Here is a 14,488-nt window from a genome sequence, read left to right as displayed (position 1 = left end):
GCCCGAAGCGCGAGGGCCACCTTTGGGGAGTCTCGCTACACGCGACCGCGGCTGCCGGTGATGAGACGGAAGAGGAAGACGATCAGGGCGATGACGCCGACGATGATCGCGACCCACAGCAGCCAGCTGAGAGCAGAGTTCAGTCCGCCGACGATCGCCAGAATGATCGCGATGACGATGATGATGATCAGGGCGAGGTTCATGGCGGTGGCTCCTTCTGAGTAGAACGCCGCTTTCGGGAAGCGGATGCCGGGGTAGGCATGGGACCACCGTGACACCCGGCCCGGACGCGAGGGAGGGGCTTGACGGCCTTCGATTCGCGGTGCTACCCGCGCGACCCCGGATCGCTCGCCTCGGCCTAATCGGCGCGGCATCCGGTGTCAATCCCCCCGTCGCGGAGCCCCCGTGGTTCTAGCGTCGAACCACGCCGAACACGCCGTGAGGAGGACGTCATGCCCGCAGGACGCGGCTCGAACAGCCTGAAGGACCCCGAGCTCTACGAGGAGCTCCGCAAGGACGGAGCCTCGAAGGAGAAGGCCGCACGCGTCTCGAACGCCGCGGCGCGGGACGGCCGCAAGAAGGTCGGCAGCCGGGGCGGCACCTCGGGCGACTACGACGACTGGACGGTCGACCGACTGCGCAAGCGGGCGAAGGAGCTGGGGCTCTCCGGCTACTCGGGCAAGCGCAAATCCGAGCTCATCGACATGCTCCGCCACCACTGAGCGGCCTCGCGGAGTGGCGAGACTCGTGCGGGTGAGCCCGGCGGACGATCCGGGCCTGCGTCGTGTGCGCGCGGGCTCCGGGTTCCGCTATCTGGCCCCCGACGGGTCGCCGGCGGGCGACGACGATCGCGAGCGGATCCACCGCCTGGTCATCCCGCCCGCGTGGGACGACGTGTGGATCTCGGCAGACCCGCTGGGCCACATCCAGGCGGTCGGCACCGACGACGCCGGCCGTCGACAGTACCTGTACCACCCGCAGTGGCGCGAGCGCCGCGACCGCGGCAAGTTCGCGCGGGCGCTCGAGCTCGCCGATGCGCTGCCGTCGGCGCGGCGTCGCGTCACGACGGCGTTGCGTGCCGAAGGCCTCGATCGCGATCGTGTGCTCGCGACGTCGTTCCGGCTGCTCGACGAGGGCGCGCCGCGCATCGGATCCGCGCGCTACCTCGAGCGGCACGGGAGCCGAGGGCTCACGACGCTGCAGAGACGGGATGCCTCGGTCGAGGCATCCGTCGTCACGCTGTCGTTTCCCGCCAAGAGTGGAAAGCGGGCGTACATCGAGCTCCACGACCCGGATCTCGCAGCCGTCGTGCAGGAGCTCGTCGCCGGCAAGCCCCGGGCCCACCTGCTCGCCTATCGGCGGGGCCCACGGAGGGTCGCCCTGACCCCCTCCGAGGTCAACGATCACGTGCGGGAGCTGACGGGCGGCCGATTCACGGCGAAGGATTTCCGCACGCTCCGCGGCACGATCCTGGCGGCCGAGGCGCTCGCCCGCATCGGCACGGTCGACACGCAGCGCGACCGCAAGCGCGCCGAGCTGCTGGCGGTGCGCACGACCGCCGAGGCGCTGGGCAACACGCCTGCCGTCGCCCGATCGAGCTACATCGACCCTCGCGTGTTCACGGCGTACGAGAAGGGACGGCTCCTCGACCTCGGCGTCTCGGGCGAATCCGCGATCCGGCGGCTGATCCTGCCCTGAGCGATCGGGCGAGGATCCCGGTCCGCGCACCGGTCGGCGCGGGAGCGGGGGTGGGGCGCGGCCTGTCTCTACAGTGGCGTCATGGCGCGGCGCCCGGCGTTCTCACCGGTGGTCTTCCTCGTGGTCGTCGTCGGCGGGGCGATCGGGGTCGCACTGCGCGCCCTGATCGTCGTGCCGCTCGCGGGCCTGCCCGATCAGCTCCTCGTGCCTCTCGTGACGCTGGGCGTCAACGTCGTCGGGTCGCTGCTGCTGGGCATCGTCGTCGGCTGGCTCGACGACCGGAGACCTCGGCTGCGGGCGTTCCTCGGCACGGGCATCCTCGGCGGCTTCACGACCTACAGCGCCTTCTCCGTGCAGGTCGTTCAGCTCACCGGCCAGGCGCCGGTCGTGGGCGTGCTGCTGGCCGCCGTCTCGATCTTCGCGGGTGTGCTCGCGGCTGCGGCGGGCCTGCGCGTAGGGCGCACGATCATGGACGTGCCGGGCGAGGTCGAGCCCCCCGAGGCGGCGGAATGACCTCGTGGACGCTGCTGCTGACCACGGCCGGGGCGGGCGGGCTCGGCGCCGGACTGCGATACCTCGTCGACGTGCTCGTCATGCGCGGGCGGCGCGGCGCGTTTCCGCTCGGCATCCTCGTCGTCAATGCGACGGGCTCGTTCGCGCTGGGTCTCCTCACGGGCCTCGCCCCCGCGATCGGCGGGGAATGGGTCACGACGCTCGGCGTCGGCCTGCTCGGCGGGTACACGACCTTCAGCACCGTCTCGACCGAAACGGTGCTGCTCGGGCAGCGCCACCGCCGCGACTGGGCCTGGACGAACCTCCTCGGCACGCTCGGGATCTGCGCGTTCGGGGCGGCGCTGGGCATCGGGCTGGGACGCCTCATCGCGGGGTGGATCCCCGCCTGAACGGAGCGGCGAGACCGCCCCGGGCGAGGCCGGGATGCGCTCCCGGCCGTGCGATACTGAGGCTCGATACACCCGCGTATCGGCCGTGTCATCCGTCGTGACGAGCGACGCGGAGCCGAAGCATCCGGCAGATCATCCCCGCACCCAGCGAAGGCCCCCGTGTCGAACCTCGCCGTCCTGAGCCTGAAGAACCGGGCGCTCATCGCGCTCATCACGATCGTCGTCGCCGTGTTCGGCGGGCTCGCGCTCGTGAACCTCAAGCAGGAGCTCATCCCCTCGATCGAGTTCCCCCAGCTGTCGATCGTGACGACGTACCCCGGCGCGTCGCCCGAGGTGGTCAGCAACGACGTCTCGACGCCGATCGAGAGTGCGATCCAGGGTATTCCCGGTCTGGAATCCACCACGGCGACGAGCTCGACGAACGCCTCCATCGTGCAGGCGTCGTTCACCTACGGCACGGATCTCGTGATCGCCGAGCAGAAGATCCTGCAGGCGATCAACCGCATCAAGAGCGACCTGCCCACGACGGTCGAGCCGAACGTCGTCTCGTTCTCGATCGACGACCTGCCCGTCATCCAGCTCGCCGTCACGGGCTACGACGACGAGGCGACCATCCAGTCCCAGCTCGAGGCATCCGTCATCCCCGATCTCGAGGACATCGACGGCGTGAGCTCTGCGCAGGTGGTCGGCGGGCGCGGTCAGCGGGTGACGATCACACCGGATGCGGCGGCCCTCGCGGCCGCCGGGTACACGCAGCAGGCGATCAGCGACGCGCTGGCGCAGAACGGCGTGCTGTTCCCCGGCGGCACCGTGACGGAGGGTGACCAGACGCTCACCGTGCAGACCGGCGCGAAGATCACGTCGTCCGACGAGATCGGGCAGCTGCCGCTCACCCCGTCGACACCGGCCCAGGCGGCCGCGGGTCTCGTGACGATCGCCGATGTCGCCGCGGTCGCCGAGGAGCAGGACCCCGTCGCATCGATCTCGCGCGTCAACGGCGAGCCGGCGCTCACGATCGCCGTCACGAAGCTGCCTTCGGCCAACACCGTGGAGGTGTCGAAGGCCGTCACGGCGGCGATCCCCGACCTGCAGGATGCGATCGGCGACGACGCGACCTTCACGGTCGTCTTCGATCAGGCGCCCTACATCCAGCAGTCCATCGACTCCCTCGCCCAGGAGGGCCTGCTCGGCCTCTTCTTCGCCGTCATCGTGATCCTGATCTTCCTGATGTCGGTGCGGGCCACCCTTGTGACGGCGATCTCGATCCCGACGAGCGTGCTCATCACCTTCATCGGCATCCAGGCGTTCGGCTACTCGCTCAACATCCTGACCCTCGGCGCGCTCACGATCGCGATCGGACGCGTCGTCGACGACGCCATCGTCGTCATCGAGAACATCAAGCGGCACTACGTCGGCGACGCCGAGAAGCTGCCGTCGATCCTGCGCGCCGTGCGCGAGGTCGCGTCTGCCATCACCGCGTCGACGATCACGACGGTCGCCGTCTTCCTGCCGATCGCGTTCGTCGGCGACGTGACCGGCGAGCTCTTCCGGCCGTTCGCCCTCACCGTCACGATCGCGATGTCGGCGTCGCTCCTGGTCGCGCTGACGATCGTGCCGGTGCTCGCGTACTGGTTCCTCAAGCCCGGCAAGCCGCTGCTCGACCCGGCGGGACGCGAGATCGACCCCGAAGCCCCCGATGCGCCGCCGACGCGTCTGCAGAAGGCGTACCTGCCCGTGCTGCGCTGGACGCTGCGGCATTCGTGGGTGACGCTCGGCCTCGCGGTGCTCGTGCTCATCGGCACGATCGCGGCGGCGCCCCTCATGAAGACGAACTTCCTCGGCGATTCCGGCCAGAACACGTTCACCGTGACGCAGGACGTCGGGCCCGCCGCGAGCCTGGACGCGCAGGACGCGGCCGCGCAGCAGGTCGAGGAGGCGATCCTCTCGGTCGACGGCATCAAGACGGTGCAGACCTCGATCGGATCGAGCGGCTCGGCGCTGCGCGACGCCTTCACGGGCGGAGGCGGCGGGATCACGTACTCCATCACGACCGACCCCGGCGCCGACCAGGTCGCGGTGCGCGAAGACGTCCAGGCGGCGGTGGCCGACCTCGACGACGTCGGCGAGGTCACCGTCTCGTCGGGCGGCGGCGGATTCGGCTCGAGCGACATCGAGATCGACGTCACGGCACCCGATCAGAAGACGCTGCAGCAGGCGACGGATGCCGTCGTCGACGGCGTCTCGGGGGCAGAGGGCGTGGGCCAGGTCACGAGCAACCTCGCGGCATCCCTCCCGTACGTCGCCGTGACCGTCGACCGGGACAAGGCGGCGCAGCTCGGCCTCTCGGAGGTCACGGTCGGCGCCCTCGTGTCGAACACGATGCAGCCTCGCGCGATCGGCACGGTCGAGATCGAGGATTCCGCCCTCACCGTGTACCTCGCCGTGCCGAACCCCCCGACGACGATCGAACAGCTGAAGCAGCTCACGATCCCGTCGGTCGCGGGACCCGTTGCGCTCGAGCAGATCGCGACGGTCGAGGAGTCGCAGGGGCCGACCTCGATCACAACGCAGCGCGGCCAGCGCACGTCGACCGTCACAGTGACGCCGTCGACCGACGACCTCGCGGCGGCGTCCGCCTCCGTGAACACGGCGCTCGCCGACGTCGACCTCCCGACGGGAGCCGATGCCACGCTCGGAGGCGTCGTGACGCAGCAGCAGGACGCGTTCTCGCAGCTGGGCCTCGCCCTGCTCGCCGCGATCCTGATCGTCTACATCGTCATGGTGGCGACCTTCAAGTCGCTGCGCCAGCCGCTGCTGCTCCTGGTCTCGGTGCCGTTCGCGGCGACGGGCGCGATCCTGCTGCAGATCATCACGGGCGTGCCGCTCGGCGTGGCGTCCCTCATCGGCGTGCTCATGCTCATCGGCATCGTCGTCACGAACGCCATCGTCCTCGTCGATCTCGTCAACCAGTACCGCGAGAAGGGGCTGACCTCGCTCGAGGCGACGGTCGCGGGCGGCTCACGCCGTCTTCGCCCCATCCTCATGACGGCGCTCGCGACGATCTTCGCGCTGACTCCGATGGCTCTGGGCATCACCGGTCACGGTGGGTTCATCTCCCAGCCGCTGGCGATCGTCGTGATCGGCGGCCTCATCTCGTCGACAGTGCTGACGCTGCTCGTTCTCCCGACGCTGTACAACCTCGTGGAAGGGGCCCGTGAGCGCCGCGAGGCACGGAGATCGGGCGGACCGGATGCTGCGCCCTCAGGTCTGGACGGTGGCGACGAGCCCATCGAACCGCGTGGTGCGGGGCGGGAGCCTGCGTTGGCCGGCGCGACGCTGACGCCCGCCGCACCCGTGCAGCAGTCGCGCCGCTCGCGCCGCGAGAAGGACTGATCCGCCCCGCGCGCGCGCGCAACACGCGCTCCGAGTGCGTCGTCTTGACGCGCGGGCGCCGGGCGACGGTGTGCCGCTCGGCGTCAGTGTGATCGCGGCGCCCGGCCCGGCGCAGCGTCGTGCTGAACGTGACGAGCCACACGAAGATGAGCGCGAAGCCCACGATCTCGAGCAGGGCGAGGGTTATGGCGCCGACGGCGAAGACCACGATCGCGGGCACGAGAACGACGGCGATGCCGGCGGAGGTGAACCTGAGAACCTTCGGCGTCCACGGGCTCGCGATCATGATGGCGAGGATCCCGACGAACGACAGCATCGTTCCCGAGGCCCCGCGTTCGTGCAGGGCGGTGTTGACGTTGAGCGGTATGAGGCCGACGAGTGCGAGATGCATGCCGAATGAGGCGATGAGGGCCACGAGCAGGCGCGCGACGTGGGTGCGCGCGTGCACGGCGGTCGCGACCTCATGGTGGATCGCGGCGAGCTCCTGCCGCACGCGGTTCGCGAAGACGATGAGCATGAAGCCCGCCGACATCGAGCCCGTGTTGAAGGCAGTCCCCGAGAAGTCGCGGTGCGTGCCGAGCTCGCTGAAATGGAGCTTCCACCACTCATGGTCGCTCGTCGTCGCCGCCGCGAGAGCTGTGCCGATCACGAGGATCACGACTGAGGTCACCGCGAGATGCTGAGCATCGACCCGCCCCCGCTGCAGGCCCGCGGCGCGCTCTGTCGCGCCCGTTCGTCGGGGCACGACGAACGTCCCTATCGGACGTCTCGCGTACGCATCGACCACCGAAGTCACCAACACACCCCCAAGTCAGGCACTTGGAAACGCTCGGGCCGGGGAGGTCTCCCTATCACCACGAGCGACCACTTCGCCTGGAAAGGACGCCGAAGCGTCCCCCATACCGTATCCCCCCAGGCCTGGGCATGCTGTATATAGGGGTCTCCACGAGCGGAGTGGCGGTCACTCGGCTCGCGAGGAGGTCAGGCGGCGACGACGTGTGCCGCGCGCCCCGCCGGAGCCTGCGCCGCGACCCCGAGGAACCGGATGAAGACCGAGATCCACGCGAAGATCAGCACGAACACGATGATCTCGAACGCCGTCAGCCCGAAGTACTGCACGACGAACAGCACGATCGACGCGATGATCGCCACGAAGAAACCCCAGCTCGTGACGAAGAACGTGCGCGGCATCCCGCGGAAGACCCGCGGCGTGGCGATGAGCAGCCCGACGAACACCAGAGCCATGCCCGTTGCGGACAGGTTGTGCACGACGAGGTTGACGTCGACCGGCACGATCCCGACGAAGGCGAGCATGATGCCCATCACGACGAAGATCGTCGAGACGGTGCGCGGACTCCTCGGATTTCTCAGGATTCCGCGGTCGACGAGGGCGCGCATGTCGTTGCCGACGTACACGGCGAAGGTCGTCACGAGCAGGCCGCCCGCGATGAGGGTGCCGTTGAAGATCGCGCTGGACAGGTCGTCGAAGGTGCCGAGGTTGCTGAAGTGCAGGTGCCACCAGTCGGCGTCGGACGTCGTCACCATCGAGGTGAGCGCGCCGATCAGGATGAACGCCATGAGCAGGGACGACATGCGCTGCGTCGTCATGCGCGACGCCGAGACATAGCTGAAGTGGGCTGTCAGGCCGAGGTTCACCGCCATGAGCACAGCGGCCCAGAACGGGATCATCGTCAGTCCGATGAATGCCTGGCTGAGGACGAAATAGAGGGCGATCGTCGCGAGGATCGCGAGGATCGTGTGCACGACGACGACCGAGATCGCGTTGACCGTGAACTTCCATCGCGCCAGGGTGAGCCGCCACTCCTGACCGGCCGAATGACGCGACCGCCAGTAGCCCGTGCCCGTCGCGGCGGCCGAGACCGCGCCGGCGATGACGGCGGAGATCTCGCCGAACGACAGTGGACCGGACAGCGGCAGATCTGGCCAGATGAAGGTCACGACAAGACCGAGGACCGCGCCGAGGGCACCCGCCGCGACACCCGCCGTGAGGCCCTCGTTGACGACGCGGAGGCTCGGCGCGGGGGTGGCCGCGGGTGAGAGGAGAGGGCCGTCGGCGGTCGCGACAGGATCGGGCATGCGCACAGTGTAAGCACGCGCGGATGCCACGGGCTCATCCGCCCGGGATGGTCTCCTCGAGCCTCACCCGAAACGGATCAGGCAGGGTTCAGCCGCGTGCCGCGGGGGCGAATTCGATGCCCCAGCGCAGCTCCCACGCCTCATCGGGCGCGAGCCACTTCAGGCCCTGACCCGAGTTGAAGGTGTCGGCGGGTGCCGTCATGGGCTCGACCGCGACGGCGACCGCCTGACCGGGGTAGCGGTCGGTCGTGAAGACCTGCACGAAGTCGAAGCCCTCGCCCTGCCAGAGGGTGAGTGTGCGCCCGTCGGGTGCCGTGAGCGTCGTGCGCACGACGCCGTCGTCGTCGCGCGCCAGGTCGCCGTACGCCGTGTCGAGGCTCAGCTCGCCGATGCGGCGCCCGGCGCGGAGGTCGGTCGCGGCATCCACCCCCTCCTCGGCGACGGGGATCTTGCGGTCGTCGAGCACGAACCGGGTCGAGCCGGGCGAGGTCAGCACGAGGTCGGCGGTGTCGACGTCGCCGATGCAGAGGTACGGGTGCGTGCCGACGGCGACGGGCGCCTCGTCGGTGCCGAGGTTGGTCACGGCGTGGACCACCTCGAGGGTGTTGTCGCCGACGGTGTAGGTCACGCTCGTGCCCAGGTGGAAGGGGTAGCCGGTCTGCGGCACGACGGGGGCGGAGAGAGTGAGAGCGCCTTCGCTCCGGGTCGTGGCCGTGTAGGACGCGAAGCGGAGGAGGCCGTGCGACGCATTGCCCGTCGCAGGCTCGGTGATCGCGAGCCGGCGCGTCTCGCCGCGCTGCGTCCAGGTGCCCGCCCGCACGCGGTTGGGCCAGGGGACCAGGACGATGCCCGATCCCGCCGGGGTCGCACTGTCCAGCGGATAGCGCGGCACGAGGTCCAGGCCGTCGACCGCGAACCCGCGCAGCGCGGCGCCGACCTGCGCGATGTCGGCGGTCGTGCGGCCGTCGGGTGAGCGCAGGGTGAACTGCTCGCCGGTCGGAGGGTGGGTCGCGGTCATCGTCAGCCTTTCTGGAGCCAGGGTCGGAGGGCGCGGGTCACCCAGGGAAGGACGAAGTAGGTCATGATCGGCGTCAGCAGCACCGTGGAAAGCAGCACCCGCGCATAGATCGGCCACTCGGAGAATCCCGGCACGAATCCGAGGAGGTACGAGGCGAGCAGGTTCGTCGGGAAGAACCCGAGCCAGATCGTGACGGCCTGCTTCCAGCGCGGCGGTGCGGACGGGATCGGCTGCTGGATCGGACCGGTCTGGGGCGCCGCTTCCATGCGACGGGTCTCGACGTGCGTCGCGAACGGGGCGTCGAACCAACCCTCGATCCCGGTGCGGCGCTCGACCCGCACCTCCTTCGCGAACGCGCGGCCCGACTCGAGCCACCAATCGCGCTGCGGCGACTGCTCCCACGCATCGAGCGTCGCCATGTCGCGGAACCGGTAGAGCATGTACCAGAGGTCGCTGCTCTCGCCGGCGCGCACCCAGCCCGACCCGAGGAAGCCCGCGAAGCCCGTCGCGAGGTCTGTGCCGGCCTGCATCCAACTCGTCGCTTCGACGGTGCGCGTCGGATCGATGCGTCGCTCGATCGCGACGGTGATCGGGTGATGGGTCGCCTCGCCCTCGGCCATGCCTCCATTGTGGTGCCCGAGCGCATGCGGTGACGGGCGTTCTTTCAGGTCTGTCCGGTACTGTGAAGGGTCGGCTCTGGACGCCGCGCTTCGTCGCGGATGGGTTTGTGAGTCCAAGGGGCCGATGGTGGGGGCGAATCCGCCCCGACGACCATCACTGTGAATGGCCCCCGGCCGGCGATAGTCCGGGTTACTCCCATGCCGCTGCGAGCGGCAGCGCGCGCGTGCGCCTGGGGAGTGCTGTTCTCGTGCAAGAGAACCCAGAAGGACACACCCATGCCCAAGAACAAGAAGCCCGCCGGCGGTCGACCGGCGAAGAACTTCGAGCCCCGCTACGGTGCGAAGACGAGCTATCAGGATCGCAAGCGCCGGGATGCCGACGGTCCGTCGCGCTCCGCGGACTCGCGTCCGGGCAGCAAGAGCCCCAACCACCGCGGCTACCGCGCCGAGCCGGCCAAGGCGCCCGCGAAGCGACGCTGGACGGCGCAGGAGAGGGCCGGCCGCGACGAGGCTCGCGGCATCCGCAGCCAGGCCGGCGGTGCGTCGGCGAAGGGTCATGGCGACCGCGCCCCGCGCTCGTACGACGACCGTCCGCGTCGCGATGACCGCCCCGCGCGCTCCTATGACGACCGCCCGCGCCGTTCGTACGATGACCGTCCGGCTCGCAGCTACGGCGACCGTCCGGCTCGCCCCCACGATGACCGTCCGCGTCGCGAGGACCGCCCTGCCCGCTCGTACGACGACCGTCCGCGTCGCGATGACCGCCCGGCCCGGTCGTACGACGACCGCCCGGCCCGGTCGTACGACGACCGCGGCGGCCGCCCGTCGCACCTCGACCGCGTCGACCGCGACGACCGCCGCTCGTTCGGCGACGGTCGTCCGTCGTACCGTTCCGACGACCGTCCGCGGCGCTCCTACGACGAGCGTCCGAGTCGCGATGACCGTCCGCGTCGCGACGACCGTCCGGCCCGTTCCTACGACGACCGTCCGCGTCGCTCCCATGATGACCGTCCGGCCCGTTCGTACGACGACCGTCCGCGTCGCGACGACCGTCCGGCCCGCTCGCACGACGACCGCCCGCGTCGCTCCTACGACGACCGTCCGCCGCGCCGCGACGACCGCCCGCACCGCAACGACGGTCCGAACCGCTCGGACTGGAGCGCGACGCCCGCGCGCGACAAGGCCCACGAGGACCGCGTCGACGTCGTGCACGAGCGCCTGCAGGCCGAGGCGATCCAGGCCGACAACGTCGCCGGCACGGGCTTCGGCGATCTCGGTCTCGGTCAGAACATCGTGAAGGCGCTTGCAGACCTCGGCGCGGCCTCGCCGTTCCCGATCCAGGCCGCGACGATCACGCCGATCCTCGAGGGCAAGGACGTGCTGGCGCGCGGCCGCACCGGGTCCGGCAAGACGATCGCCTTCGGCGCTCCGCTCGTGGAGAGCGTGCTGCGCGCGCAGGCGGGTCAGCGCCGTGAGTTCGGCCGGTCGCCGAAGGCGCTCATCCTCGCACCGACGCGCGAGCTCGCCCTGCAGATCGACCGCACGATCCAGCCGATCGCGCGCTCGGTGGGCCTGTTCACGACGCAGATCTACGGCGGCGTGCCCCAGGCGCGCCAGGTCGGTGCGCTCAAGAAGGGCGTCGACATCGTCATCGGCACGCCCGGCCGCATCGAGGACCTCGTCGACCAGGGCAAGCTCGACCTCTCCGAGGTCCGCATCGCGGTGCTCGACGAGGCCGACCACATGTGCGAGCTCGGCTTCTTCGAACCCGTGCAGCGGATCCTGCGCCACACCGCCGAGGGCTCCCAGAAGCTCCTCTTCTCGGCGACGCTCGACCGTGAGGTCGCGGGCCTGGTCGACGAGTTCCTCGTCGACCCCGCCGTGTACGAGGTCGCGGGCGAGGACCAGGACTCGGGCACGATCGAGCACCGTGTGCTCATCATCGATCACCGCGACAAGGCCGAGATCCTCGGCTCGCTCGTCGACCGCGAGGGCAAGACCCTCGTCTTCGCCCGCACGCGCGCCTACGCCGAGATGCTCGCCGAGCAGTTCGACGACGCCGGCATCCATGCCGTCGCACTCCACGGTGACCTCAACCAGGCCAAGCGCACGCGCAACCTGGAGCGCCTCACGTCGGGACGCGTCAACGTGCTCGTCGCGACCGACGTCGCGGCCCGCGGCATCCACGTCGACGACATCGATCTCGTCATCCAGGCCGACGCGCCTGACGAGTACAAGACCTACCTGCACCGCTCGGGCCGCACGGGCCGCGCGGGCCGCTCGGGCACCGTCGTGACGCTCGTGACGCGCCAGCGCCGCCGCCGCATGACGGAACTGCTCGACCGCGCCGAGATCGAGGCGCCGTTCGACGAGGTGCGCCTCGGCGACGACCTCATCGAGGAGCTCGCCGGCCGTCAGGTGGACCCCGTCGCCTGAGTCGACCCGCTCGGAGAAGTCCCGTCGCCCTCGACGCCCTGCGCGAGGTCGGCGGGACTTCTCGCGTGCGACCTCAGAACAGCATCGCGGGGCCGGATTGTGCGGCCGCGCGGCCTCGTGAGGTCGTGACGATCTGACTCCGCGCGGCCAAGCCGGAGACCGGTCCTCTGCGAGGCGAGTCGTCTTCGGCCTGGCCACCGAGGCCGTGCACGCGCAGGAGCGGATGCACGCGCTTGGCGAGCCAGGAGCGGTACTGCTTGGGCGCGTAGGCCGACGCACCGGGGTAGAGCCCGCGATAAGACGACACGAGTTCGGGATGCTCGCGCTCGAGCCACTGCATGAACCACGGTTTGACTCCTGGGCGCAGATGGAGCGCGCCGTAGACGACTCTCGCGGCTCCCGCCGCCTTGATGCGTCGCAGCGCGTCGTCGAGCATCGGGATCGAGTCGGTGAGGTGCGGCAGCACCGGCATGAGGAAGACCGTCACGCGGAAGCCGGCCTCGGTCGCGGCTCGCACGGTGTCGAGGCGCGCGGCCGTCGTCGGGGTGCCGGGCTCGACGAGCTTCTGCAGTGTCTCGTCGAAGACGGCGATCGACATCGCGATCGTGACGGGGACGGATGACTTCGCCTCCTGGAGCAGCGGCAGGTCGCGACGCAGCAGCGAACCCTTCGTGAGGATCGAGAACGGCGTGCCCGAATCGGCCAGCGCCGACACGATGCCGGGCATGAGCCGGTACCTCCCCTCCGCGCGCTGATACGGATCGGTGTTGGTGCCGAGCGCGACCGGCTCACGCATCCACGAGCCGCGCGCGAGCTCCTTGCGCAGCACGTCGGCGACGTTGATCTTGACGACGATCTGCGAGTCGAAGTCGTGTCCCGCGTCGAACTCGAGGTACTCGTGCGTGCCGCGGGCGAAGCAGTAGAGGCATGCATGTTGGCATCCCCGGTAGGGGTTCACCGTCCAGTCGAACGGCATCGCCGACGCACCGGGAACGTGGTTGAGCGCGCTCTTGGCCATCACCTCGTGGAACGTCACACCGGAGAACTCGGGCGTCGTCACAGATCGCACCAGACCGTTCAGATGCTCGAGGCCCGGGAGGGCCGCGGCATCCGGAACTCCGAGCTGTTGTCCCTGCCACCGCATAGAGTCATTCGAACAGAACTACGAAGATCTGTCAAGGAGTGTCGAACGAAGGGACGATGAGGTTGCCGTGAGAATCCGCCTCCCGAACCCAGGCTCGCAGACGCGCGGGGGAGAATGGCGGAGTGACGCCTCCGGCGACGCGCCGCGAAGCCCGCGCGGTCCACCTGCTCACGGCCGAATCCGCGCCCGTGCGCCATGGTCGCGCCCGTCGCGCGGACTGGATCCGTCTCGCGTTCGCCGTGTTCGCCGTCTCGGCTCTCGCCGTGGGCGGTGCCGCCGCCCTCACCGCGGCGCTCGTCGCGCCCGCGCTGGCCCCGTCGCGGAGCGTGGCCTTCGAGTCGAAGGCGCGTGAGGTGCCGGTCCCGCTCCCGCAGCCCGTCGAAGCGCTCCCCGCGCCGACGCTCATCGCCGCGCCGGCGCTCGTCGACGTCTGTGCGAACCCCGCATTCGTCGCGGCCCTGCAGGCGGGCGATGACGGGGGCGCGATCGCGGCCGCAGGAGGCGCCGAGTCGTTCCGGGTCGCGGTCGCGTCGGGCACGGCGTCGTGCGTGCCGCTGGCTGACCCCGATCACCTCTGGGTCGTCGTCAACAAGGCGCGTCCCTTCGACCCCGTCGACTACCTGCCTGCGCCGCTGGCCTCGCCTTCGGGGCTTCGAGGCATCGGGGGCGGCGATCTGCGCGCCGACGCCTCATCCGCGCTCGCCGACATGGTGGCCGCCGCGGCGACGGCGGGGGCCGGTGAGATCGCGCTCGACAGCGGCTTCCGGTCGTACCGCACGCAGCGATCGACCTACCAGCGACAGGTCTCGGCCCATGGACGGGCCGACGCCGACATGGTGAGCGCGCGCCCCGGCTACAGCGAGCATCAATCGGGCCTCGCCGCCGACGTCACGGCGTGCACCTCGAGCTGCGTCGGGCTCGAGTCGTTCGCGGGGACGCCGCAGCAGGCCTGGGTCGCCGCGCACTCGTGGGAGTACGGCTGGATCGTCCGCTACGTCGACGGCAAGACTCCGGTGACCGGCTACTCACCGGAGCCCTGGCATCTGCGCTACATCGGCCGTGAACTCGCGGCGGCCTACCACGACGGGGGATGGGGCAGCCTCGAGGAGTTCCTCGGCCTGCCCGCGGCGCCCGACTACCTCGATTGAGGCATCCCACAAACGCGGTACCCAGTACCGGG

12 protein-coding genes and 1 pseudogene are annotated in these 14,488 nt (G+C 70.2%); 7 read left to right on the top strand and 6 right to left on the bottom strand.

Features of this window, described 5'->3' with window-relative positions; genetic code table 11:
• Positions 1-35: 35 nt before the first annotated feature.
• Entirely contained in the window at positions 36-203 is a 168-nt protein-coding gene (locus ACH3VR_RS14845; protein WP_397557095.1) for a hypothetical protein, read from the bottom strand.
• Between the two features lie 249 nt (positions 204-452).
• Here ACH3VR_RS14845 and ACH3VR_RS14840 point away from each other — a divergent pair, with 249 nt between their 5' ends.
• From ACH3VR_RS14840 to ACH3VR_RS14820, 5 genes are all read left to right on the top strand, one after another.
• Positions 453-722, top strand: coding sequence for a DUF7218 family protein (locus tag ACH3VR_RS14840; protein ID WP_397557094.1), 270 nt, complete (start codon positions 453-455; stop codon positions 720-722).
• A gap of 13 nt (positions 723-735) precedes the next feature.
• Positions 736-1,698, top strand: a complete 963-nt coding sequence (locus ACH3VR_RS14835; RefSeq protein WP_397557093.1) for a DNA topoisomerase IB — start codon at positions 736-738, stop codon at positions 1,696-1,698.
• Between the two features lie 81 nt (positions 1,699-1,779).
• Entirely contained in the window at positions 1,780-2,211 is a 432-nt protein-coding gene (locus tag ACH3VR_RS14830; protein ID WP_397557092.1) for a fluoride efflux transporter FluC, read from the top strand.
• Complete coding sequence (locus tag ACH3VR_RS14825; RefSeq protein ID WP_397557091.1) at positions 2,208-2,600, top strand: fluoride efflux transporter FluC; 393 nt, start codon at positions 2,208-2,210, stop codon at positions 2,598-2,600. The genes ACH3VR_RS14830 and ACH3VR_RS14825 overlap by 4 nt, the downstream gene beginning before the upstream one ends.
• 159 nt (positions 2,601-2,759) lie before the next feature.
• Positions 2,760-5,993 carry an efflux RND transporter permease subunit gene (locus ACH3VR_RS14820; protein ID WP_397557090.1) on the top strand — a complete coding sequence of 1,078 codons (3,234 nt, stop codon included), beginning with the start codon at positions 2,760-2,762 and terminating at the stop codon, positions 5,991-5,993.
• A 181-nt stretch (positions 5,994-6,174) separates the two neighbouring features.
• On the opposite strand, the pseudogene ACH3VR_RS14815 reads toward ACH3VR_RS14820, so the two are convergent.
• From ACH3VR_RS14815 to ACH3VR_RS14800, 4 genes and pseudogenes are all read right to left on the bottom strand, one after another.
• A pseudogene (locus tag ACH3VR_RS14815) lies at positions 6,175-6,642 on the bottom strand (hypothetical protein); the annotation flags it as partial.
• Between the two features lie 332 nt (positions 6,643-6,974).
• The gene (locus ACH3VR_RS14810) at positions 6,975-8,090 is read right to left on the bottom strand and encodes a DUF998 domain-containing protein (RefSeq protein ID WP_397557089.1); all 1,116 of its coding nucleotides are present in this window, start codon (positions 8,088-8,090) and stop codon (positions 6,975-6,977) included.
• Between the two features lie 88 nt (positions 8,091-8,178).
• A complete protein-coding gene (locus tag ACH3VR_RS14805) occupies positions 8,179-9,108 on the bottom strand; it encodes an aldose 1-epimerase family protein (RefSeq protein ID WP_397557088.1) in 930 nt (309 codons plus the stop codon).
• A 2-nt stretch (positions 9,109-9,110) separates the two neighbouring features.
• Positions 9,111-9,728, bottom strand: a complete 618-nt coding sequence (locus ACH3VR_RS14800) for an antibiotic biosynthesis monooxygenase (protein ID WP_397557087.1) — start codon at positions 9,726-9,728, stop codon at positions 9,111-9,113.
• A gap of 276 nt (positions 9,729-10,004) precedes the next feature.
• Here ACH3VR_RS14800 and ACH3VR_RS14795 point away from each other — a divergent pair, with 276 nt between their 5' ends.
• Complete coding sequence (locus ACH3VR_RS14795) at positions 10,005-12,164, top strand: DEAD/DEAH box helicase (protein ID WP_397557086.1); 2,160 nt, start codon at positions 10,005-10,007, stop codon at positions 12,162-12,164.
• 73 nt (positions 12,165-12,237) lie between these two features.
• On the opposite strand, the gene ACH3VR_RS14790 is transcribed toward ACH3VR_RS14795, so the two are convergent.
• Entirely contained in the window at positions 12,238-13,308 is a 1,071-nt protein-coding gene (locus ACH3VR_RS14790; RefSeq protein ID WP_397557085.1) for an Rv2578c family radical SAM protein, read from the bottom strand.
• Positions 13,309-13,430: 122 nt separating this feature from the next.
• Here ACH3VR_RS14790 and ACH3VR_RS14785 point away from each other — a divergent pair, with 122 nt between their 5' ends.
• Positions 13,431-14,456: a M15 family metallopeptidase gene (locus ACH3VR_RS14785; protein ID WP_397557084.1), complete on the top strand. Its 1,026-nt coding sequence runs from the start codon at positions 13,431-13,433 to the stop codon at positions 14,454-14,456.
• Positions 14,457-14,488: the final 32 nt, after the last annotated feature.

Source organism: Microbacterium alkaliflavum (assembly GCF_044325405.1).
In the GTDB taxonomy this organism is placed as follows: Bacteria; Actinomycetota; Actinomycetes; order Actinomycetales; family Microbacteriaceae; genus Microbacterium; species Microbacterium alkaliflavum.
The sequence above is the reverse complement of the archived record's forward strand: the minus strand, read 5'-3'. Positions and strand labels throughout refer to the sequence as shown.

Coding starts and splice junctions, on each gene's coding strand:
- ACH3VR_RS14800 (WP_397557087.1), bottom strand. CDS start 9,728: ATGGCCGAGGGCGAGGCGACCCATCACCCGATCACCGTCGCGATCGAG.
- ACH3VR_RS14805 (WP_397557088.1), bottom strand. CDS start 9,108: ATGACCGCGACCCACCCTCCGACCGGCGAGCAGTTCACCCTGCGCTCA.
- ACH3VR_RS14795 (WP_397557086.1), top strand. CDS start 10,005: ATGCCCAAGAACAAGAAGCCCGCCGGCGGTCGACCGGCGAAGAACTTC.
- ACH3VR_RS14840 (WP_397557094.1), top strand. CDS start 453: ATGCCCGCAGGACGCGGCTCGAACAGCCTGAAGGACCCCGAGCTCTAC.
- ACH3VR_RS14830 (WP_397557092.1), top strand. CDS start 1,780: ATGGCGCGGCGCCCGGCGTTCTCACCGGTGGTCTTCCTCGTGGTCGTC.
- ACH3VR_RS14810 (WP_397557089.1), bottom strand. CDS start 8,090: ATGCCCGATCCTGTCGCGACCGCCGACGGCCCTCTCCTCTCACCCGCG.
- ACH3VR_RS14825 (WP_397557091.1), top strand. CDS start 2,208: ATGACCTCGTGGACGCTGCTGCTGACCACGGCCGGGGCGGGCGGGCTC.
- ACH3VR_RS14790 (WP_397557085.1), bottom strand. CDS start 13,308: ATGCGGTGGCAGGGACAACAGCTCGGAGTTCCGGATGCCGCGGCCCTC.
- ACH3VR_RS14845 (WP_397557095.1), bottom strand. CDS start 203: ATGAACCTCGCCCTGATCATCATCATCGTCATCGCGATCATTCTGGCG.